General features: G+C 50.6%; 11 protein-coding genes. All 11 read right to left on the reverse strand.

The features are described from left to right. On the reverse strand, nucleotides 1–443 hold a 443-nt coding region (locus ACG2F4_RS04730), incomplete at its 3' end, for a sugar phosphate isomerase/epimerase family protein (RefSeq protein WP_395259016.1). 194 nt (nucleotides 444–637) lie between these two features. Continuing rightward, nucleotides 638–2,137: a sulfatase-like hydrolase/transferase gene (locus tag ACG2F4_RS04735; protein ID WP_395259018.1), complete on the reverse strand. Its 1,500-nt coding sequence runs from the start codon at nucleotides 2,135–2,137 to the stop codon at nucleotides 638–640. A 70-nt stretch (nucleotides 2,138–2,207) separates the two neighbouring features. Continuing rightward, the gene (locus ACG2F4_RS04740; protein ID WP_395259022.1) at nucleotides 2,208–5,405 is read right to left on the reverse strand and encodes a PVC-type heme-binding CxxCH protein; all 3,198 of its coding nucleotides are present in this window, start codon (nucleotides 5,403–5,405) and stop codon (nucleotides 2,208–2,210) included. Nucleotides 5,406–5,541: 136 nt separating this feature from the next. Then, nucleotides 5,542–7,053: a RagB/SusD family nutrient uptake outer membrane protein gene (locus ACG2F4_RS04745; RefSeq protein ID WP_395259024.1), complete on the reverse strand. Its 1,512-nt coding sequence runs from the start codon at nucleotides 7,051–7,053 to the stop codon at nucleotides 5,542–5,544. A gap of 42 nt (nucleotides 7,054–7,095) precedes the next feature. Further along, nucleotides 7,096–10,434 carry a SusC/RagA family TonB-linked outer membrane protein gene (locus tag ACG2F4_RS04750; protein ID WP_395259027.1) on the reverse strand — a complete coding sequence of 1,113 codons (3,339 nt, stop codon included), beginning with the start codon at nucleotides 10,432–10,434 and terminating at the stop codon, nucleotides 7,096–7,098. A 127-nt stretch (nucleotides 10,435–10,561) separates the two neighbouring features. Continuing rightward, a complete protein-coding gene (locus tag ACG2F4_RS04755) occupies nucleotides 10,562–11,662 on the reverse strand; it encodes a FecR domain-containing protein (protein WP_395259029.1) in 1,101 nt (366 codons plus the stop codon). Between the two features lie 220 nt (nucleotides 11,663–11,882). Beyond that, nucleotides 11,883–12,539, reverse strand: coding sequence for an RNA polymerase sigma factor (locus ACG2F4_RS04760; RefSeq protein ID WP_395259032.1), 657 nt, complete (start codon nucleotides 12,537–12,539; stop codon nucleotides 11,883–11,885). A 960-nt stretch (nucleotides 12,540–13,499) separates the two neighbouring features. Further along, on the reverse strand, nucleotides 13,500–14,909 hold the full coding sequence (locus tag ACG2F4_RS04765) for a sulfatase (protein ID WP_395259035.1): 1,410 nt from the start codon (nucleotides 14,907–14,909) through the stop codon (nucleotides 13,500–13,502). A gap of 48 nt (nucleotides 14,910–14,957) precedes the next feature. Further along, complete coding sequence (locus tag ACG2F4_RS04770) at nucleotides 14,958–16,346, reverse strand: sulfatase (RefSeq protein ID WP_395259039.1); 1,389 nt, start codon at nucleotides 16,344–16,346, stop codon at nucleotides 14,958–14,960. A 30-nt stretch (nucleotides 16,347–16,376) separates the two neighbouring features. Then, entirely contained in the window at nucleotides 16,377–17,888 is a 1,512-nt protein-coding gene (locus tag ACG2F4_RS04775) for a RagB/SusD family nutrient uptake outer membrane protein (protein ID WP_395259042.1), read from the reverse strand. Nucleotides 17,889–17,912: 24 nt separating this feature from the next. Beyond that, nucleotides 17,913–21,284, reverse strand: a complete 3,372-nt coding sequence (locus ACG2F4_RS04780; protein ID WP_395259045.1) for a SusC/RagA family TonB-linked outer membrane protein — start codon at nucleotides 21,282–21,284, stop codon at nucleotides 17,913–17,915. Between the last annotated feature and the right edge of the window lie 718 nt (nucleotides 21,285–22,002).

Below are 22,002 nucleotides of genomic sequence, written 5' to 3' on the forward strand. Positions count from 1 at the left end.
GGATGGAACGTGGATTCGACCCCCCGGGCGGCGGCCCGGCGCGCCACGCTGTTGAGGTTGGCCACCAGGTTCTTTCGCCGGGCGGCGACATCGTGGCGGCCCGCCGGCTCGTGGACCAGGCACAGCAGGGCGCCCGGGAACTTCGAGGTTAATTCAATAATCTCGTCGGCTTTTTTTATTTCCTCCTCTGTTTCCTGCGGGTGGTTCCACGGCAGGGTCAGAGCGATGGCGGCCAGCTCAATGCCGTGCTCCTCCAGGGTGGCGGCCAGCTTCTGCGGGTCGGCCAGCTCCCCCATCCAGTAGGCGATCGGCTCGATCCCGTCAAACCCCGCCCGGGCCGTCACCTCGATCATATGGCCCAGTTCACCTTCGTGCGCCTCCCCGTTGCCATCCATAAACCACGTGTACACTTCCGCTCCAAATCGAAATGGTAGGTCTGTCATAATGTTAAAGTTTGGTTGAATTAAAAATAGTTTTACTCAGTTTCACTAATGATCTCTTCGTAAAAAGGTTTATTTATCGATATCTGTTAACTCATTATATGTCATGAGATATGTCATGAGCTGTTAATTAAAGCTTAAAATATGCCCGGGAGCTGTTCCTGAACAAAAAGCCGGGCAGTTCAACGTTTAAAAAATCAGAACCACTCAGGATAAAATTTGGAAAGGACAAGGTTATCCCCTGTCTCCTCCTGCAGTTCTGAAAGCTGCTTCATGAGCCGTTTAATAATTGGCGTTGAATCTTCCTGCCCAGCCAAATCCTCTGTTTCATATGGATCCTCTTCCAGATTATATAATCGGACCTTCGGAATATCGGGATACAAAATAAGCTTGTGAGGCCATTCAATGACGGATCGCTGCTTGTCCAGGTAAGCCCCGTATATCGCCGGATGAAGCTCCGTTTCTTCACCACGAATAAGTGGTAACAGAGATCGAAACTGATAGGAGTGGGGCACCGCGCCACCGGCCAGCTCAATCGTCGTGGGAACGGCATCCTGCAGGTATATAGATGCATCGAATACCTCTCCCGCGGGAAGACCCGGTCCCTTTATAATAAAAGGAACTTTCAGGGAATGCTCATACATATTCTGCTTTCCCATAAATCCATGCTGTCCTGCTGCAAGGCCGTGGTCCGAGGTAAACACGAAAATCGTTTGTTCCAACTCACCTCTCTTCTCCAGTTGGTCCAGAATATACCCGATCTGTTCATCCATATGTGAAATAATCGCGTAGTACTCCTGCCGGTGTACGCTGACGGCGTATTCGGTACGGGGAAACGGAGCCAGGCGTTCATCACGAAGGTATGGACTCGACTCTATCAATTCCCGTGGTGTTCCTGGAGGATGCGGGCGATTCCGTTCATTGACGCGTCCGGCTCCAATCGGATTTTTAAAAGGGTATTCCGGAAGATAGTTTTCAGGGATTTCCAATTCATCCGGATTGTAGGATTCAACAAATTTTTTGGGCGACTGCCGGGGATCATGCGGGGCGTTAAAGGCCAGGTACATGAAGAACGGCTTGTTGCGTTCTGAGGCGTCGTCGATAAAATTAATGGCATCATCGGCCAGTACCTCCGACCAGTGTTTGCCTCCCTCCCAGAATCCACCGAATGTTGTGTCATAAGGACTCCAGGGATCTTCTTCCCCCTCATGAGGACGGTCGTACCCGGCCTCGGTCTGATCCGGCATTCCCGGACGAACGTGGACCACATGGTCAAACAGATCCCCGGGATCAAGACCCGGGACGTGCCACTTCCCCGTAAAATAGGTCTCATAACCTGCCGCTTTCAGCCTTTGACTCCAAAAATCACCGGACTGGCGAATCTGCCGGTAATCTTCGCTACGCGCTTCTTCAGCGTTCCAAAGATATCGTCCGGTGTTGAGCATCGTGCGGCTGGGCATGCAAACGGCCGGGGACCATGATCCCATATTGTAGGCGCGGGTGAACCTGATGCCCTCTTTCGCCAGTGCATCAATATGAGGGGTTCGAACCTCGCTGTTTCCATAGGCGCCGACGTCATGATAGCTGAGATCATCCGCAAATATGAATACAATATTAGGCTGCTGTGCCTTCCCAACTTGTGTTAAGAGCAGCAGGCACAGCGCCATTACTATGTTAATGCCCCATGATCTCAACATATCTTGTTCGCCCAATTAAAACCCATGAATTTATCTGGTCATTTCATATCAATTATATCTTGGCGCGGCATCACTCCTCAAGAGGATGCTCGTTCAACAACTCCTCCGGGGTATAAAAACCCGATTTATCCTGAACGGAGGCCCGCACCTCTTTTACCTTTTCCGGGGAAACGGGCGCGGCCTCGTTCCCGAATGCATTCCTGACGTAGGTAAGCACGGCAGCGACCTCCTCGTCATTCAGCATGCCGCCAAAGGGTGTCATCGGGACCTGCCCGGGATATTCTTCGCCCAGCACCTCTATGGGACCCTGCAGTCCCTTCAACACCAGTTTTATCAGCCGCTCCTCGTCTCCAAGGACCCACTGCGTACCCGCGAGGGGCGGAAATCCGGAGGCAGCCAGCCCTTTGCCGTTGGGCTGGTGGCAGGTCTCGCAGCTGCCATCGCGGCTATAGATCTTCTCGCCCAACTCATACAGCTCCCGGTCGGCCCCTTCCAAGTCAGTCTGGGCCATCTCCTCACCTTGTTCGGCCGGGATGTAGGATTCGCCCTGGATATGGGCCATCGCCGCATTAAAGGTGGGGGCGATCCAGCGGTCGAGCGGTTTCTTGCTGGCTTCGGCCAGGATCGGCAGCCCTTCCTCTTCGTCCAGCCATGAGGCGGCCACAATCGCTTCCAGACGTACCCGCCCGTGATCATCGCCTGCGGCCTGCATCAGCAGTTCTTGCTGATCCTCAACCTGATGCCCAGAGTAGCGCAGTACGCGTACCGCTGCTGCGCGCACCCGATGGTCACTGGATTCCATCAGCTCCCGAAGCAGCGTTTCATCTACGTCGTTGAGTCCCCATGTGACCCACAGTGCCTCCAGCAGGTGATGCTCGTATTGCGGATCTTCCTGGTCCAGGTCCGCAGTCCATTCTGTAATATGCGAACGGACCTCGGCAGCGTCCCGGCCACGCAGTTCGCGGCGGGTGCGATAGCGCGTCCGGTACTCGGGCAGCTTGAGATTATCGAGCAGCTGTTCAATAGATGCACCGGCGATCTCGGCCGGTTCCACCAGCGGTCGTGATGGATAGGTGATGCGATAGATCCGCCCGTGCTTGTGGTCGCGCAGCGGGTCACGCGCATTATGCTGCATATGCCCGACCAACACGTTGTGCCAGTCGACCAGGTAGAGCGAACCGTCCGGGGCAAATTCCATATCCACCGGCCGAAAATTCCCGTCGGATGACTTTACCAGATCCAGGCGGTGCCGGGTGGTGTACCCGGTTCCGTCTTCCATCACCTGGTGCTGCTTGGTTCCCAGGAAACCGATGGTATTGTTGATCAGCATGTCGCCCTGAACCTCTTCGGGGAAGTGGCGGCTGGAGACAAATTCCAGGCCGGAGGTGGGCCGGACCATGTGATCCTGCTCGATCAGTTGCTCCGATTTGGGAGAAAACTCACCGTACAACGGTTTAATGCTACCGGGCATCATCCAGCGTACGTTCGGGCTGGAAGTCTCGGCAAAAAAGTTTTGTCCCCACCGGTCAAAGGCGATACCCCAGGGATTGGGAATCGAAAGCTGGGCGGTACGTTCCAGGTGGCGGCGTTGCGGGTTATAGCGGTAAAATCCGCCGTTGGTCCCCCGGACCGTTCCATACGAGGTCTCCACATTGGTCCGCAGGAAGACCCCTTCTCCCATATAGACTGCCCCGGAGGGATCGGCCGTATAGGCACTGTGGGCATGGTGAGTGTCGTGATCATCAAAACCGCTCAAGACGATCTCCACGCTGTCAGCCTGGCTGTCTCCGTCGGTGTCAAAATACTGTTTCAGGTTTGTTCCCTGAGAGACCAGCACGCCATCAGAGGTTATTTCAAAACCAACCGGCAGGTGCAGGCTGTCGGCAAAGGTAGTCTGTTTATCGGCACGTCCATCCCCATCCGTATCTTCAAGAATAAGCAGCTTATCGTTTGGCTTACCATCACCTGGTTTCCAATGCGGGTAGCTGGGCATAACCGCCACCCACAGCCGCCCCCGGTTGTCAAAGGAGAGCTGCACCGGGTTGGCCAGGTCAGCAAACTGCTCCTCGGAGGCAAACAGCTCAATTTCATATCCGGGGGCCATATCGAAGGTTTCTAGCGCCTCTTCCCCGTAAAGGTACCGGGTATCACCGGGTCCGTCCGGCTCATCTTCATAGTTGGTTTCTACCTCGGGGAGCTCCAGGGTATGGGCATCCGCGGCCGCCAGATCCGTCGTTTCTCCCCGAACTGCCTTCCAAATAGCCGTGTCCCGAATAGCGGTCATCTGGCGAATCTTCTCAATTTCGTAGGGATAATTGTCGGGTCCGAACGGCTTGTAACGCCGCCCGTATGCGTGGACCCCGTTGGGAATCTTGTAGTCGTTGTGCCAGGTCCAGTTTTTTTCCATCACCGCGTCATGGACCAACTCCTTGTGTTCTTCGGCCCTGGGCTCGACTTCGCCAAAGACCCGGTCGGCCAGCAGTTTTGAAAACCGCTTGTACCCCTCACCGGAGAGTTGGAACCCGTCGATCGTCAGGGGCTTTTCACTCTGTTCAAACCAGGCTTTCGTTGGCGTAAACGCATCTACAAAGTGCACATCGTCATACGCGGCGGTGACCTCTTCCATCGCTTCGGTGTACATCTGCAGGTTTGCGTTTTCCTGCTCCCCGTCGGGCAGGTCTTTACGGTCGGAAAGGTCTTCAAAGGCGATGGGAGAGACAATGGCCAGTTTGGGGGGCGTTTGCCCATTATAGGTCTGGCTCAGGGTGTGCTCGATAAACGCCTCGAGCTCCGCCTTGTAGGTTTCCAGTCCCTCTTCGCCCCGGAAAGACTCATTGTACCCAAAAAAAGCGATGATGATATCGGCTTCCAGCTGGGTCAGCCACTCGTCAGGTGTCGGGAAGTGGCCGATACTGGGAGCCTGGAATGCCCGGGCACTGTCCGCAATAAACGACAGATCATCAATAAACTGTTCGGCTCCCGGAAACGCCCACGGTGAATTTCGTGCCGCATGCGGCCTGAAAACGGGGGTATTTCCGGGATCCGACATATTCCGGATGTACAGCGTGCTGTCGGGATAGCGCAGATGCATCTCGGTTTCGAAATGACCGAAGTTTAACATACGCGAGCCGAGATTATTTCCCAGCAGGACAATATGGGAATCTTTATTTAAATCGACCCTGGGTTGATCCGAACAGCTGGCCAGAAATGTTGCCAGCCCGAGTGAAACTGCGAGCAAATGTATTATTCGCGATGAAAAATTATTCATAAAACGAACCTTTCGATAGTATTGATGGCTTTTAGTGATAGAATGAAAGATGGAGCCCACATTAAAGCAGACCCCATCCTGACATTCCTCATGTATTATAGTAGGTTATTATGATAAAGCCCAGAATTTTATCCCATTAATAACCGGGGTTTTGAGTGAGGTTCTCGTTGTTGCGTCGTTCGGGGGCCGGTATCGGAAACAGCAGCTCCCGCTCCGAAAGCGTCGGGCCATAAACAAAAGTATGTCCGACATAATCCTCGAATTTTTCTCCATTTCCCAGGTTATAGGCCTTGCGCAGGCGAACCATGTCGAACCATGCTTTATTTTCGAAGCTGAGTTCGTGGAATTTCTCCTCCCAGACCTCTTCCCTGAATTCCTCCTGGGAAAGCCCGGAAAGATCCGGGATATCGGCCCGGTCCCGAATGGCGTTCACCGCATCGTAGGCGTCCTGTGTAGGTCCGCCGTTGACCTCGTTTTCTGCTTCCGCAAAAATAAGCAATACTTCCGCGTAGCGAAACAGCGGCCAGTTCATCCCGGAGACGGCAGTCTCAACATTAGCCTCCTCGTCAAAGAATTTCCAGAGATACCAACCGCCCAGGTTCTTGGTCACACTGCGGTCGGATGCCGGTGAAAACTCACTATAGTAGAACCCTTTTTCTTCGGCTCGCTTGTCACCGGATTCGTATGACTCCACAAACTCTTCCTGTGCAAAGATACCCCCTGTCTCAGCAGAGAACACCGATATATCCTGGTTGTAGGGAAGGGTTACATACTGCAGACCGTTGTGATCAACAATATCGGCATCGAACTGCACCATAAAAATGTGCTCTCCCGTATTTTCCAGGCTCTCCTGTTTGAGTTCTTCATAGGTATCAAACAGGCGGTATTCGCCGGAATCGATAACCTCTTTTGCTTTGTCCCTGGCAAGCTGGTAATACTGGTCGCCCCCCTGTAACGGGTAACCCGCCATCGTCAGGTAGACGCTGGACAGCAGGGTTTTAACGGCTCCCATTGTAGCTCTTCCGGTTTCATTATTAAAAGGCAACCCGGAGTTAGACTCCACCCAGGTTAAATCACTGACTATTGCGTCGTACACGTCAGCAACCGGGGCCCGTTCCGGAGCCAGGTTTTCCGAATCTAAACCGACAGGCTCCAGAATAAGGGGGACATCCCCGAAAATCCTGACAAGATTATAATAGTAGTACGCACGCAGGAATCGTGCCTCTCCCAGCAACCTGTTTTCCGTGGCTTCATCCAGCTGCTCAATATTGGGAATATTGGCCAGGGCCTCGTTGGCATTGGCGATACCCCGATAATGGCTGTTCCAGTAGGTTTGGCCATAACCGTTATCGGCACTGTTGTCCAGGGCCCGGATATCAAGGCTATTCGTCGCCTGGCCGAGTTCCGTGTTTGCCAACCCGGTTTGAAACTCCGTCATAAGCCAGGGAGCGCCCCCGAACCCTCCTCCTCTGACTGCTCTCAAGTCTTCATAAATAGCATTGACTGCAGCTTCAGCGTGGGCCGGTTCGGTATAATAGTTGTTTTTTGTAAAGCTTGTAGGATCCGAATGCGACAAGAAGCTGTCACAGCCAGAAGCTACAAGTGCAATAAAACTACCAAGTATTAAATATGAAGTTAACTTTCTCATAGGTATGGAAATAAAATTTTATAGTTAAAAAGGCGCATCATTTTATAATCCAAGGTTGACACCCAAAATAAATGTTCTGGATTTTGGGTATTCAAAGTACTGTGCCCTACCTCTGGAAAATGGCGCACCTGAAGTCGATATTTCAGGATCATATCCCCGGAATTCCGTAATAGTGAACAGATTCTGCGCGGTGGCATAAACCCTCAGATTACGTATGCTCAGGGGACTCAAAATGTCCTGGGGAAGATTGTATGACAACGTAAAGTTTCTGCCCCGGATGAACGAACCGTCTTGCATCCTGTGGGTGTCGTTGTCGGTATCATACCCCGCCTGTGTAGGCCGCAACTGTGCAATCGGGGTGTCCTGGTTATCCGGCGTCCAGGCGTTCAGTACGGAGCCCAGGCTGTTGGCGATTCCCACCCGGTCTTCCGTTGAGTGCACTGCTTCCCACATAATATCGTTACCATACATGAATTGGATATCAGCGGAGAACTCAAAGTTTTTGTATGTAAAGGTGTTGATAAGGCTTCCGTACCCATCGGGCACACCGTTTCCGATCGGAACACGGTCGTCCTGGTTGATAGCCCCGTCGTTGTTTACATCTTTATATTTCACATCTCCCGGAAGGCGATTATACTGGGCTGCTTCCTGAGCTTCATCGGTATTCCAGGTACCCAGGGAGATATAGCCCATAAATGTATTTACAGGCAACCCTTCGCGGATAATGCTTCCCGCACCGCCGCCGTGCACGCCGCCGCCGGTCTCGATATCGGATCCACCGTGAAGCTTGAGGACCTCGTTTTCATTAATTGAGATGTTGAAGTCCGTGCTCCAGGAAAAGTCGTTGCCCTGGACATTATACGTTGTTAATGCCAGCTCAATACCCCTGTTTTCCATGCTGCCTATGTTTTCAAACACGGTAGCATACCCACTTGTGCGGGGCAGAGGTCGTTCCAGAAGCATATCCTCCGATTTTCTGCGGTACACATCCGCTTCAACCGAGATCCTGTCATTAAAGAGTCCCAGTTCAATTCCCAGGTCAATCTGTTTGTTAACCTCCCATTTCAGGTCGGGATTGGCCAACCGCTGAACACCGACACCGATATTCCGGCTTCCGCCAAATATAGCGGTATAGGTTCCCAGGCCAGCCTCATACTGGTAGTTGGAAATTTCCGAATTCCCGGTCAACCCGTAGCTGGTTCGAATCTTCAGGTTGGATATCACCGAGTTGTTCCGCAGGAAATCCTCCTCGGATACTCTCCATCCCAGTGCAGCTGAAGGGAAAAATGCGTATCGATTGTTTGAACCGAACTTTGAGGATCCGTCCACACGACCCGTCACCGTAAACAGGTACTTGTCGTTGTAGGTGTAGTTGATTCTGCTGAATACCGATGACATCGAGTATTCGCTGGTAGACGAATTGGGCGGGCGTGGATTGTCGGCTATGCCCAGGTTGTTGTATTCAAAATAATCATCGATAAAACCCCAGGCCTCAGCTGTGGAGCTGGAGCTGTGAGAAGTTTGAATCGACTGACCCAGCATGGCATTGAGTGAATGCACTTCACCAAAGTCATTACTGTAGTTCAGGATGTTTTCAAATTGCCAATTGGCATTTTGCGATGGCGAAATACTTGCAATACCGTTTTGGTCGCGTGACAGGAATGGAAGCGTGCGACCAGAATACCGATCCTGTTCCTGGGTAATCACATTTGTACCCAGCATCGTTCTCAGCTCCAAGTTGTCGGTAAAGGTGATATTGGTATGGATGTTGGCAAGTATATTCTGGGTATTCAGCAGGTGAATACTCTCCTCGGATACTCTCCGCTGGTTGGGTCCACCTTCCATCCCGGGATAATCTTCATTACCGGCCCATGTTCCGTCCGGGTATTTAACCGGTACAATCGGAATGGACTCATACAACATTCGCATGGACCAGGGATGAAGCTCTTTTTGTGATTGGTTGCTGTACGTGAGGCTACCTCCCGCGCTCAACCATCCTGCAATTTCTGTTTCCACATTAAATCGACCGGAATAGCGCTCTAACCAGGAATCCTTCATCACACCCTGCTCATCGTCATACGACAAGTAGAGTCCGTAGGTGGTTCCCTCGTCTCCCCCGGCAACCGAAAGGTTATGCCTGTGGGTTATCGCCTGTCGGAAGGCTTCATCCTGCCAGTCGGTATCATACAGCGGATTTCCACTTGAATCGAACAGGCGGGGATCGGTTCTCTTGTCCACCGGGTTGGTGTACTTGCCCGACGCAAAACCTGCGGGATCATATTTTTCCGCATTGGAGTAGGCGATCTCTTCAACCCTGAGAAACTCCTCGGCATTCAACACATCAATCTTTTTGGCTACCGTACCGGTACTGACAGATGCATCGTAATTCACACGCGGGCCTTCACGGGTTCCTTTTTTGGTCGTGATCAGAACGACACCATTGGCCCCCCGTGCCCCGTAAATTGCCGTAGCGGAAGCATCTTTGAGCACCTCAATGGACTCAATGCTGCTTGGAGGAATGGAATTGATTGCGTGTGTTCCACTCTGCATGCGTTCTACATTCAGCATCACTCCGTCAACAACATACAACGGGTCGTTCGTATTGCTTACTGAGCTGCTGCCGCGAATACGAATAGTGGGAGAACCACCTGGTTCACCGGAATTCAGAGAGACATCAACCCCGGAAACGCGACCTGCCAATGCCTGAGAGACGTTGGTGGAGGGCCGCTCCTGGAGAACCTCCTCATCTACCGTTCCCACGGAACCGGTCAAGTCGGATTTCTGCTGGGTACCATACCCCACGACCACGATATCCTCACCCATAATGGCTTCGCTGGTCATGCTTACATCAATGGTAGTACGACCATCGATCGGAACCTCCTGTATCTCAAATCCGATGAATGAGAACACCAACGTATCTTGGAGAGAAGGTACATTTAACGAATAGGTGCCATCACCAGCGGTGGCGGTTCCCGTCGAGGTTCCTTTTACCGTAACGTTCACGCCCGGCATGGTGTCGCCGGTCTCGGCGTCTGTTACCGTTCCGCTGACGGATTCAATTTGGGTGGTTTTCTTGAAATCGTTTCCTCGAAGCACAACATAACCACCATCGAAAGCAAAATACTTGATATTTGTCTGCTCAAATATCTTGTCGAGAGCCTCACCCAGCGATACCTGTTCGAGGTTCACCGTAACGCGGGGATTCTCAGCCAACAGCTGCTTGTTGTATGAAAATTGGATCTCTTTTTTTTGCTCCAGGTAAGCCAGAAGTTTCTCAACAGTAACCTCGTGATATTTCAGCGTTACCTTCTGTTGTAGCAGTTCTGAGCTCGAACGCTCCAGGTTCAACTCCTGGACCCGGGCATCAGTGTACAGGTTCATCCTGTCCTGTGCCTCTGCTGTTCCACTCAACCCAACCGTGAGTATGAAGCAAAAAATCATTGCCCATATCGGTCGTTCCGATATTCGCATATTCCTATGGTATTTTTTTGTCATTGGTTCTATCCCTTTAGTTAGAATTAAATACTACTGTGTTTTCGCGTATTTCATAATCTATATCGAGAGAGAAAGCAATAATTCCAAGCACCTTCTCCACTCGTTCTCTTTTAAAAGAAGCTTTTAGCCGTTTTGTCAGCAGCGTGGAATCCGCCACTTCAAAGTTCATATTATATGCCCGTTGCAACCGTTTCATAACGGTTCGCATCGGGGTCCCGTCAAATATCATCTCTCCATTTACCCAGGCCAGGTGCGGGGCAAGCGACACATTTTCGGGAGTGGCAGGCCGGCCTCCCGGGACAACCGTTGTGCGTTGTCCTTTGTTCAGAATAACGCGATCGTCTTCTGGGGCGACTTCCGGTACCTGCTGCCTGCCCGTTGATTCGCCATCAGTCCTTACGGAATTGACCGCTACCGTCCCGTCTCGCACCACTACTTCAACCGCTTCATTTTCCTGGTAGCTGTTGACATTAAACTCGGTGCCCAACACGTTGACCTCGACCCCATTGGCATGCACCACGAAGGGGCGCTCCACGTTGTGAGCAACCTGGAAAAAGGCTTCGCCCTCCAGGTACAACTCCCGGCTGGTTCCCTCAAAAGCTTTTGGGAAACGCAACGTACTCATGGAATTCAGCGTCACCTTGCTTCCGTCACTAAATTCCATGCTGGCGCGTTCTCCGCGGGCCGTCTGAATATTCTGCATGGCAACTTCGGTTTCAGCTGTAGTTTCCGGGACTGTACCTTCTGACGCGATAAAATAGTAGGCGGGTATTGCAATCAGCAACAAAATGGCCGCTACCCGCAGCAACTGGCGTACCGGGTGGCTTTTTGAACGTGGATGGGTACGAATTTTGGGGCGGGACGACTCAACTGACGAAGATGCCGTTTCTTCAAATTCTATTCCCAGGCGCTCGCTGAACCGCTTCCAGTCCTCGTCAAAATCGACCTCTACATTGTAGAGCGGGCTGATGCGCCATACTTTCTTTATTGCGTCAAAAAATTCCTGGTGAGCCGGATTTTCTGCCAGCCAGTTATGCAGCCGCCGCTCTTCCCGCGGTGAGCATTCCCCCGATAGATAGCGGTGAATCAAATTCCAAATTCTCTGATCTTGCATATAATAACAGCACGATTATGGGTTCTCAGTCTCTGCTTAGTCCTGCCAGGCAGATTATACATGATTTCCACTCAACAGAAACCGTTCAGTAACTAAGATCCACGCCAGTCCGGGCACCCTGTAATTTTTTTTGAAAAAAATTTTAAGAGACGACTGTTACCATTAAGTCATGGAAGGGATAGGCTGCAAAAAACACACTCACGCCGTTCAAACATACTTTTCAACAAAAAATATACTCTGCAACCGTCATCAAAAGAAGGGTGGGAAGGTAGTTGGCAAGCCGTTCACGCAGTATACGGAGAGCCCTGCTCATCTGAGATTCCACCGTTTTGTGCGAAACATCCATCACCTGGGCGATCTCCTTGTAGGTCAGCCCGTCCCTGCGGTGCAACTGATAGGTCATTCGGGCACGCTCGGGGAGCGACTGTATCGCCTGTTGGGCCGCCTCCTGGAATTCCCGCTCTTCACTAATCTCCATTTGTTCCGGGTATATTTTCGCCTCGCCCCTCTCTTCCAGGTAAGACTCAATATATTTGCGTTCGGTTTTGCGATTGCGCAACAATTTTAACGCTTCATTTTTAACCGATTGATACAGATACATTTTCAACGAACGGTCGGGTGACCAGCTGCTTCGCCTTTCCCAGATATTCGCAAATACATCCTGCACAACATCCTTGGCCAGGTACGACGATTTCACATAGTGATGGGCAAAATCAATCAGCTCGCGATAGTAGGTTCTCATCACATTCTTAAATGCCCGTACGTTGCCCTCCTGAATTTCCCGTACCAGCAGTTTTTCACTCTGATTCTCCGGACATCTCCCGTCACTGCTGTTATCCTTTTTACGTATGGAAAAACTGACTGTACCGTTGTCCATTCCTAAATTCATATTTAATTATTCCCATCCTGAAAAGTCAGTTTCATCAAGGCTTGCTCGTTAAGATGCAAAGCAAAGGATCTCGCATGCTAAAAATTCAGATTGGAGTTGGAATTTCGCGAGATCTACTGATCACTTCTAACTTGTAAGAGACGGCGGGGATTCAGTTCTACTGCTTTTTCTTTGTCAAAAGGAAAATTCTTTTCAGTTGCAACATTTAGAACGGAGAACTAAACTGGATGAAGGGCCACTTTGACAAATAATCAGGGCTTCTCTCAAAAAGCCGCGAATCTCTTTTCTTGCCGGGGGCTTGCGAGTCAGCTTGTCTTGTTCATTTTTTGTACGGCCAAAAAATGAACCAAAAAAGCCGCTGGGGAATGGAAGATATTCGCCTTACCGGGTCGGTTCCGGTCAGTTGCTTTCAAGCGCCGGTCACTTCTCTGCCGTTGCGTGCCGCCATTCCCCAGACCCCGACGGCGGCTTGCTACTGGCCAACCCTGTCCACTGATAACCAGTCAATCAATAACTCCCCCCTTCGTTGTGTTTGCCCGGGCGGGGCACAATTTCATCGACCGGGAGGAGAGCATCTAACTTCTCTGGTAACCCCAAGTCCTGAAAATTCCGGCAGCTGATCCCGGTGGGGATGGTACGAGTGGACGCCCTCAACAGTATTAGTTTCCCAGCGGATTGCGTTCAATGGGTTTGTCGCAGGCGCAGTTTAGTTATTTGAGGACTGGTTATTAGTTAATTGTTAAGTAATAAGGACATTGCTGACAACCAGTAACTAATTCCTAATAACAAATAACTAATCTCCTGCGGTGGTTGTTGCGGTTCATTTTTTTTATCACTCAAAATGAACTAGCCTGCTACGGAAAAAGAGTGACCATGATTTTTATAGAGGCCCTAAATAGTCGTTTCGTCCTTTGAACGTCTTGGACAGCCCCTTTTGGCATATCGGATTTACCGCACCTGTTCCCTCCACTGCTTCCATTTGTCGCGCATCTGTTGTAGCAGGTCTGCATGCTCCGGGTCACCGGCCAGGTTCTCCGACTCGTCCGGGTCCTCCCGCAGGTCATACAGCTCCTCGTACAGCGGCTCGCTGTCCAGGTAGCGCAGGTACTTGTAGTGTTCGGTGCGGACGCCCTCCGTGCGCGGGATCCGGTCCGGGAAGCTGTGGTGCTCGTAAAAGAACTCGCTGCGCCAGTCTTCGGGACTCTGTCCAGCCACGATAGGAGCAAATGATCGACCCTGCACCTTCTCCGGAACCGGCAGGCCCGCCCAGTCCAGGAATGTCGGCAACAGGTCGATCATTAGCACCATCTGCTGGCGTTCAGTACCCGTCTCGGCCGCCCGCAGGCCCGGATGCCGGACAACCAGTGGAATGCGTATTGAGGTATCGTGGCCCAGCCACTTGCCGGCAAACCCGCGATCCCCCAGGTACATCCCGTGATCGGCGGTAACCACAACAATGGTATTCTCCAGGCGACCGGTCTCGCGAAGTGCTTGCATTATCTTTCCTACCTGCCGGTCCACCCCGGTGACCATCCGGTAGTAGCGACGCATCGAGCGCTGGAAGTTCAGCGACTCCGGCGGCCCCAGCCGGTAGTCCCAGCGCACCCGGTTCAGCGACTGTTGTAAAAAGTCGGGCTGGGATTCAAAAAAACCGGGATCCGACAGTGGCGGGGCCGGTATTTCATCCCGCTCGTACAGCACTGCCGTGGCGGGAGAGGCCGGGTAGGGTTCGATCGGGTGGAACCCGTCCTGCACGTGCGGGGCCTTGAAGCCGACTGTCATCGCAAACGGCTTGCCGGCCGGCGCGTCGTGGATCATATCCACCGCCTGGTTGCCCAGCCGGTCGGTCAGGTGGGAGCCCCGCTCGGGGGGATACTCCTCCGACCAGAACTGCCCCTGTCCGTCATAGGCCCGGTCATCATCAAACAATCCCTCCCGGTACGTACCCAGGTGCCACTTGCCAACGTAGCCGGTGTGGTAGCCGTCCTGGCGCAACAGGGCCGGGAGGCTGGTGGATGCCTGCCCGGGGGTCAGCTGGTCGAACTGGTCAAAATAGATGCCGGTACGCGCCGCGTACTGTCCGGTCATCAGCGTCCCGCGGCTCGTAATACAGGTGGCCGTGGTGGCAAATGCGTTGCGGAAGACGACCCCGTCGGCCGCCAACTGGTCGATATGCGGGGTCTGAATGATTTCATTGCCCATAAACCCCAGCGGCTCATGGTCCAGGTCGTCCACAAACACCAACAGAATATTTGGCCGATCCTCTGCGCTGTCTTGAGCAGATACCGTAGCCCCTCCCGTGATATCGATTAATAGTAACGAAAACGTAAAAATATACAGGTATAGTAGTTGTCGCATCTCAGGTTAATTTATTGTTAACGAATATCTCCGGCTTTTCTCGCAATACTAAAATTCGGGGCTCCACCAGTTGTTTAATCGCTGAGTCAGTTCCCTGACAATTTCCGGGTGCTCCGAAGCCACATCATTCCGCTCATGCGGGTCGTTTACAATATGGTAGAGTTCCGGTTCTTCAATCATATCTATGAACCGCCCACCGCCGGATAGTTCTTCCTCCGGGGAGGTTCCCTCCTCTTTGGGTACGATCAGCTTCCAGGGCCGCTTCAAGACCACCCGGTGCTCCAGGCTTTTGGTGGGTTCATGAACATCGGCAATATCATGATTAAAATCCTCGCTATACACGGCCTCCCGTGCTTGAAGCTGCTCCTGGTCCAACACATTGATTCCCGGCAGGGTACGTTCCGGTTCAATATCAAGGATATCCAGCACTGTTGCGGCAATGTCGTTACTGCTGACAAACGTGCTCGTATCCATCCGGGCCGGTATTTCCCCCGGCCACTTGTAGGTGATGGGCGTGCGTATTCCGTCATCGTAGGGCGACTGCTTGGAAGGCCAGATAAACTGGTTCTCTGTCTCCGGGTTTTGAACCCATCCATTATCCGTTACATACACCACCAGGGTATTGTCCTCGAGGCCCCGGTCCTCAATCGAGCCCAGCAACTGCCCGACCGTTATATCGAACCAGTCAATCATGGCCCAATACTTTGCAATCGGTTCACTCGGTGCATCGGGCAGATATTTATTTAACAATGAATCAGGGGGGGTATGCGGGGTATGGGGCATAAAGGGGGCGTACCAAAGAAAAAAGGGCTTGTTTTCCTGTTGCGCCTGGTCCATGAAGTCCTCAATAGGCTGCATACCCTCCCGGCCTATGGTTAAACCCTCATCGCCGTGCCGGCCTCCGCGGGCCGGATCCCCGTGGGTCATCCCATGGGTAAAGCCGCCGTCTTTCCAGCTGCCTTCCCACCATTTGCCGGTTTGCAGGGAAAGGTAGCCCAGCTCCGACAGGTAATCGGTAAGAGAGGGCAGCTCATTAAACCGGTTGGTGACCACATCATTCACCTCTTTTCGCGCCTGCAGCCACTCCGTACGGGAATTCGATTCCCGGTCAAACTCGAACGCCGGATCGTTACCCGTAACCCCGTGTTGATGCGGGTACAGCCCGGTAATCAAAGAAGCCAGGGACGGCCGGCACACCGGGGCCGGCAGGTACCCGCGCGTAAACGTCAGCCCTTCCGATGCCAGGTTATCGATGTTGGGCGTTTCAATATGGGGATGTCCCATGAAACTATAATCGGTCCACGCCTGGTCGTCCGATATTATGAATACAATGTTGGGATGCCCTTGACTTGCATCCGCCGGCTCCTTCTCACCGGAACCCGAACAACCAATAAGTAAAACAACAATTAAGAGATAACTTTGACTAAAATATTTCATGATTCCTGATTTAAATAATCTTCAATTCTCCTACCAACCCGGATTCTGTGCCAAGTCTGCGTTTAATGTTCGTTCCCTTTCCGGTATTGGATAGAGTAATTTGTACTCTTCAATAATATATACCGGTTCAGTGAAGTGCGGCTGGATATCCTTAACATCCGGTGCATGCTGCTGCATAACCTCCATGGCTCTTCCCTGTCTTAACAGATTATACCACCGATGATTTTCAAAAGCCAATTCAACGCGTTGTTCATGGTAGACCGCGTCCCTGAAATCAGCCTTTGACAAACCGGCGGTCAAAGGATCAAGACCCGCTCTCTGGCGAACTTCATCGATATAACCGTACGCCTCACTGGTGGGACCCTCAATTTCATTAATGACTTCAGCCATCATCAATATCACGTGGGCATAACGATAAACCGGTATATTGTCATTGGTTCTTCCAAGAACCGAATGATCGGAGGCATATTTATTCACATACAGTATTGTATCCCCTATCGCAATACCAAATTCAGTATTACCCGGATCCACGTAATACCCTATGGAAGCGTCTTTTCTTAAATCGTCCTGCTCGTAGGCATTTAGGATATCCCTGGTGGGTATATTTAGCCCCTGGGGAGTGCCCCCGTTGTCACCGGTAACAGCGGACCCGGAATTATGGGGGGCAAATTGATAAATTAAATTATTACCCAGCTCCCTGTTACTTTCCAATTCCGCATAACTGACATCAAATATATACTCCTCGTGATACTTATTCGCCGGATCAAAAATATCTTCATAATTATCCACCAGCTCATAGCCAAGCTGCATTACGCTTTCCAGTTCAGTACGAGCGGAAGCATACTCTCCCTGGGTTAAGTACACCTCTGCCAATAATGTCCTGGCAGCTCCTTCCGTGGCCCTGCCGTTATTTTCACCAGAGTAGCTTTGGGGCAACACCTGGGCAGCATCGCTGGCATCCTGGATGATCTGGTCATAAACGGCCTGGGCATCAGCTCTGGATCCAATTACATCGAAGGCCTGCGACGGAGATTCTACCTGGTCCAACACAAGAGGGACTCCTCCAAACAGCCTTACCAGGTGGAAATAGTAAAAGGCTCTCAAAAATTTGACCTCGGCCGTAAGCTGTTCTTTAAGCCCATCGGTCTCAAACCCGGCCCTGTCAATATTATTTAGAACAGCGTTGCATTTTTGAATTCCCTGGTAAACATCGCCCCAATACGGTTCGATATTGGTATTTGTGGATGTCATCGTGAATTCATCTATTAACCAAATGGGGTGAGGACCAAAATTCCCAACATTATACTGAACGATGGTATTATCAGAACGCAACTCCGAAAATTTCCACTGGTTTCCATACATATCCTGCAGCTTGGAATAGGCCCCGATCACCGCCTGCTCAACCTGCCCTTCATTTTGGAAGAATTCTGTCGAGCTTATGGCGTCTTCCGGGGAAGTCGTCAAAATATTATCACAAGCCGCAAAAGCAATACACAGAAATAAAACTACGCCAGGTAATACTATACCTTTAAACTTTTTCATGATATAAAACATGTAATTACCCAATTAAAAATTAATATTGATACCCAATGTGAATACCCTGGAAATAGGATAATTTGAATTTCGTGTTTCACCCGGTCGAAGTGGATTACCGGATAACAGTTGCACTTCGGGATTCTGAAGATTTGTATTTGATATCCAGGCATTATGCACATTTACATAAAGTCTCGCTTCATTAGCTCCGACAGTACTTAAGAATCCATGATTAGCAGAACTGAAGGTATGTCCCAGCGTTACATCCCGGATCCAGATGTGTGAGTTATCAACGATCCAGGTACTTTGTGCATACCGGTGGATCACTCTGGACATGGCTCTCGGGATCAGTCCATCACCGGGATTTTCAGGCGACATCCATCGATCATTGGCTTCCGCGGATACGTTAAAAACGCCATCCAAATTCCAGAAATCCTCACGACCAGCCTGCATGGTTTCGCCTCCATGAGAACCCGTCATGGAGATGCTTAGATCAAAGCCTTTATAGTTCAGGGTATTGGTCAATCCCCAGGTGAAATCGGGATATGGATCCCCGATCCTGGCGAAATCGTCTATGGGCGTTATTTGACCGTCCCCATTAACATCCTTGTGCTTATAGGCACCAGGAATAAACAAACGATTGGTATTGGGAGCAGGACCATTCGGGATATGTTCAGCTATCTCTTCATTGCTGCTGTAAAGTCCTTCAACTACATACCCGTAGAATTGCCCAATGGGATACCCTTCCTCGGTAATGTGCTTAGCGACCGAGACGGGAGATATAATTGGGGCATCCAGTTCTGTAACTTTGTTGGCGTTATGATCGATATTAAAATTCAGATCCCAATTAAATAATGAATTACTGACAACGGTTGATTGTATGGCTAATTCAATTCCTTTATTGGTTACCTCCCCCCTGTTGACGAGGGCGTTACTAAAGCCGGAAGTAATGGGAGTTTCCACATTCAACAGCATGTTGCTGGTAACCTTGTTGTAGTAATCTACAGTGACATTTAACCGGTTCGCCAATAAACTGACGTCCAGCCCAACATTCAGCTGTTCAACTTCTTCCCATCCCAAATTGGGATTTCCCATGTTGGTAATGCTCCTGCCGGCAGCCTCTTGACTATTTAACGCGTAATCAGTTGATTCAACAACCCCCAAATGGGCATAATTGCCAATGTTGAAGTTTCCTGACTTCCCGTAACCCGCTCTTATCATCAGGTTGTCAATTTTATCTGCTCCGCTGAGGAACGCTTCCTCAGACAGCCGCCAGCCAAGAGAAAAGGAAGGGAAGGTCCCCCATCGATTATCGGATCCAAATCTTGAGGAGCCGTCTCTTCGTATCGTAGCTGTGACCAGGTACTTATCCTGGTAATCATAGTTGACCCTTGCCAGGGTAGACACCAGTCCCCACTCGGCCGTATTTGTTGCGCCGCTTTGGGTCGGGGCAGCTCCCAGCGTTCTAATTTCATCATCCGCAAATCCACGACCCGTGACGTTTGCAAAATCTGTAGTTTCCTGTTGAACCGAAAGCCCGAGGACGGCATCAACACTGTGGTTTCTCCCGAAATCCGCATTATAATTAAGGGTGTTTTCGCTTAGCCAGTTAATGGAATTCGATGAATTAACATATCCCACCGCCTCGGTTGGGGGATATGTGTTAAACGATCCAACAGTGGTGGGCTTGTAGTACTCAGTCCTTGTATCGGACCAGTCAAAGTTGATGGTGGAATTAAATTCAAGTCCGTCAATCAACTCATACTCTACAAACGCATTCCCAATAGCTCTGCCCCTTCGCAGGGTATTCTCCACCTGCTTTGCCTGTAAAACAGGGTTGGGGAATGCGAGCATGCCATCTCCGTCGACCATGGGATTCAAGTTCCCATTCTCATCTCTGACGTCGGCTATCGGATTTACGAGATAGGCACTTGCATAATCCCCTGTTCGATATCCATCCGTGTCTCCCAGTTCTTGTTTCTCCAGAGATGGCGCGAGACGTAATCCCACGTCCAGCTTGTCACTCAATGTGGCATTCACATTTACTCGAAAATTGTATCGTTTGTACCCTGTTTCCAACAGCGTTCCCTCCTGGTCCAGGAAGTTTACAGAAACCATCGATCTGATGGCCTCATTACCACCTCTTATGGTAATGTTTTGATTATGCATAAGCGCGTCCTCATGAATAAGGCTGGGCCAGTCGGTTCCCTCCCCATATTGTTCCGGGTTCCGATACATTTCAGGAATGTCTGACGGTTGGGGTTCCCTGTTTTCCCGCCATCGAATTAAATCCGAAGTCCTGTCATTCACAAGCTGAGCCCACTCCCGGGCATCAAGAACCTCGACCATGCCTCGCTCTCTTACACTTTGCAACCCGACAGAGCTGTTGATTTCAATCTGTGTCTCGGGAGTTCCACTTTTGGTAGTCACCAAAATCACGCCATTCGCTCCCCTGGAACCATAAATTGCTGTTGCTGAAGCATCTTTCAAGACTTCAATTGATTCAATCTGGTTTGGAGCAATGCTATTCAGCGGATTTGACTGTTGACTCGCTGAATTTGGAATGGGAAATCCATCTACTACATACAGCGGGTCATTCCCAGCACCAATTGAACCTATACCTCTGATGCGAATAGTGGGTCCCGCACCCGGGGTTCCGCTGTAATTATTTACCTGGACTCCTGCCACTTTTCCGGTAATCGCCTGGTCGAGGCCCGTTATCGGTTGTGAATCCAGATCCTCCATCGGTACTGAGGCTACAGAACCCGTCACATCTTTGCTCCTTTGGGTGCCATATCCCACGACCACCAATTCCTCCCCGCTCAATGCCTGCGGAGTTAATGCCACATCTAAACTCGTCCGACCATTAATTGGAACCTCATTCGTCTCGTAACCGATAAATGAAAACACCAGCGTGTCCTGCAGGCTCTCTACCGGCAGATCGTATTGGCCGTCAGAATTTGTGGCGGTTCCCTGGGTAGTGCCTTTAATTATGACGTTCACCCCGGGCAGCGGGTTCCCGGTTTGAGCTTCTGTCACCGTACCGCTGACACTTTCAAACGCTTTTTTAAAACTCTCCTCCAGCTTTTTACGAACGATTAAAACATCCCTGCTTGGAGGAAGCACAGCTTCCAAACTGGTTCCCTCAAGCAGTAAATCCAATGCTTCAAAAACAGATACTTCATTTACATTGACAGTAACTGTTTTATCGGGAATAGAACTCGTTTGCAGCGCCAGCCCGACATTGACCTCATCAGCCAGCATTTTGAGCGCAGTAACCAGTTTTACTCCGCTAAACTCAAGGGAAACGCTTTTTTCGTTTTCTGATGAAGATTCATTCGCTACCCACTGCTTGTCATAGCTATGTTCTTGTTTCTCTGCTACCTGTAGATGAAGAGCAGTCACATTACCCACCCAACATATTAAAAATGAACAAAGAACAAGTGCAGAAATACTTTTTTTCCCAATCCCTAACACTTTAAGTAGATTTGTAAGTTTATTAACCATATTCATAGGTTCTTAATTTTATTTAGGTGTGTTTTCCATTGTCTTTGCATTTTCTACCACTGTGGTCTTGTAAGTTACATTTCCCATCCATTGTCGCTGTCTCAAAACCAATTTTCAACCATTAAGAGCTTTGGAAAAAGATTTTCCCCGGTATATACATTCACCTTGACTCTGTCCTCTATTACTTAGTACGTATCTGAAGGAGAGAAGTATTAAAGTTTTTTTAAATCATTTTACTTTGGAACGTGAGTTCGATATAGCGATCTCAACCAAAATGCCTGTTTGTCTTGAAATGGCAAGAAAACAGTCCCTCCTCGAGGAGGGTGGGCCAATCGCGTGGGTTTCGCGATTGGGTCGGGAGGTGCAGGCCTAACATAGAATAACACCCCTCCCGCCTCCGGCGGGACTCCCCTCAAGGGGAGATTAAAGTCCAGCCCCCCAAGAAATTAAAAAACAATTTTAAAGTTGGACGTTATATTGAACTCAGGTTTTTGGAGGAAGCGTCATTCCGTGATTCCCCTTTTTTTTAAAAACATTTCACTTCTGGGAACCTTTGCAGAACCCTCTATATTTTGCTGGAAGATGGTTGTACCACCGACCTTGTTGATCGCTAAAA

Origin of the sequence: Halalkalibaculum sp. DA3122 (genome assembly GCF_043951865.1) — a bacterium.
GTDB lineage: Bacteria > Bacteroidota > Rhodothermia > Balneolales > Balneolaceae > JAMQKA01.

What these genes read in the sequence shown, in the direction of transcription:
- ACG2F4_RS04735 (WP_395259018.1), bottom strand. Translation starts at nt 2,137, where the DNA reads ATGTTGAGATCATGGGGCATTAACATAGTAATGGCGCTGTGCCTGCTG.
- ACG2F4_RS04740 (WP_395259022.1), bottom strand. Translation starts at nt 5,405, where the DNA reads ATGAATAATTTTTCATCGCGAATAATACATTTGCTCGCAGTTTCACTC.
- ACG2F4_RS04745 (WP_395259024.1), bottom strand. Translation starts at nt 7,053, where the DNA reads ATGAGAAAGTTAACTTCATATTTAATACTTGGTAGTTTTATTGCACTT.
- ACG2F4_RS04750 (WP_395259027.1), bottom strand. Translation starts at nt 10,434, where the DNA reads ATGAACCTGTACACTGATGCCCGGGTCCAGGAGTTGAACCTGGAGCGT.
- ACG2F4_RS04755 (WP_395259029.1), bottom strand. Translation starts at nt 11,662, where the DNA reads ATGCAAGATCAGAGAATTTGGAATTTGATTCACCGCTATCTATCGGGG.
- ACG2F4_RS04760 (WP_395259032.1), bottom strand. Translation starts at nt 12,539, where the DNA reads ATGGACAACGGTACAGTCAGTTTTTCCATACGTAAAAAGGATAACAGC.
- ACG2F4_RS04765 (WP_395259035.1), bottom strand. Translation starts at nt 14,909, where the DNA reads ATGCGACAACTACTATACCTGTATATTTTTACGTTTTCGTTACTATTA.
- ACG2F4_RS04770 (WP_395259039.1), bottom strand. Translation starts at nt 16,346, where the DNA reads ATGAAATATTTTAGTCAAAGTTATCTCTTAATTGTTGTTTTACTTATT.
- ACG2F4_RS04775 (WP_395259042.1), bottom strand. Translation starts at nt 17,888, where the DNA reads ATGAAAAAGTTTAAAGGTATAGTATTACCTGGCGTAGTTTTATTTCTG.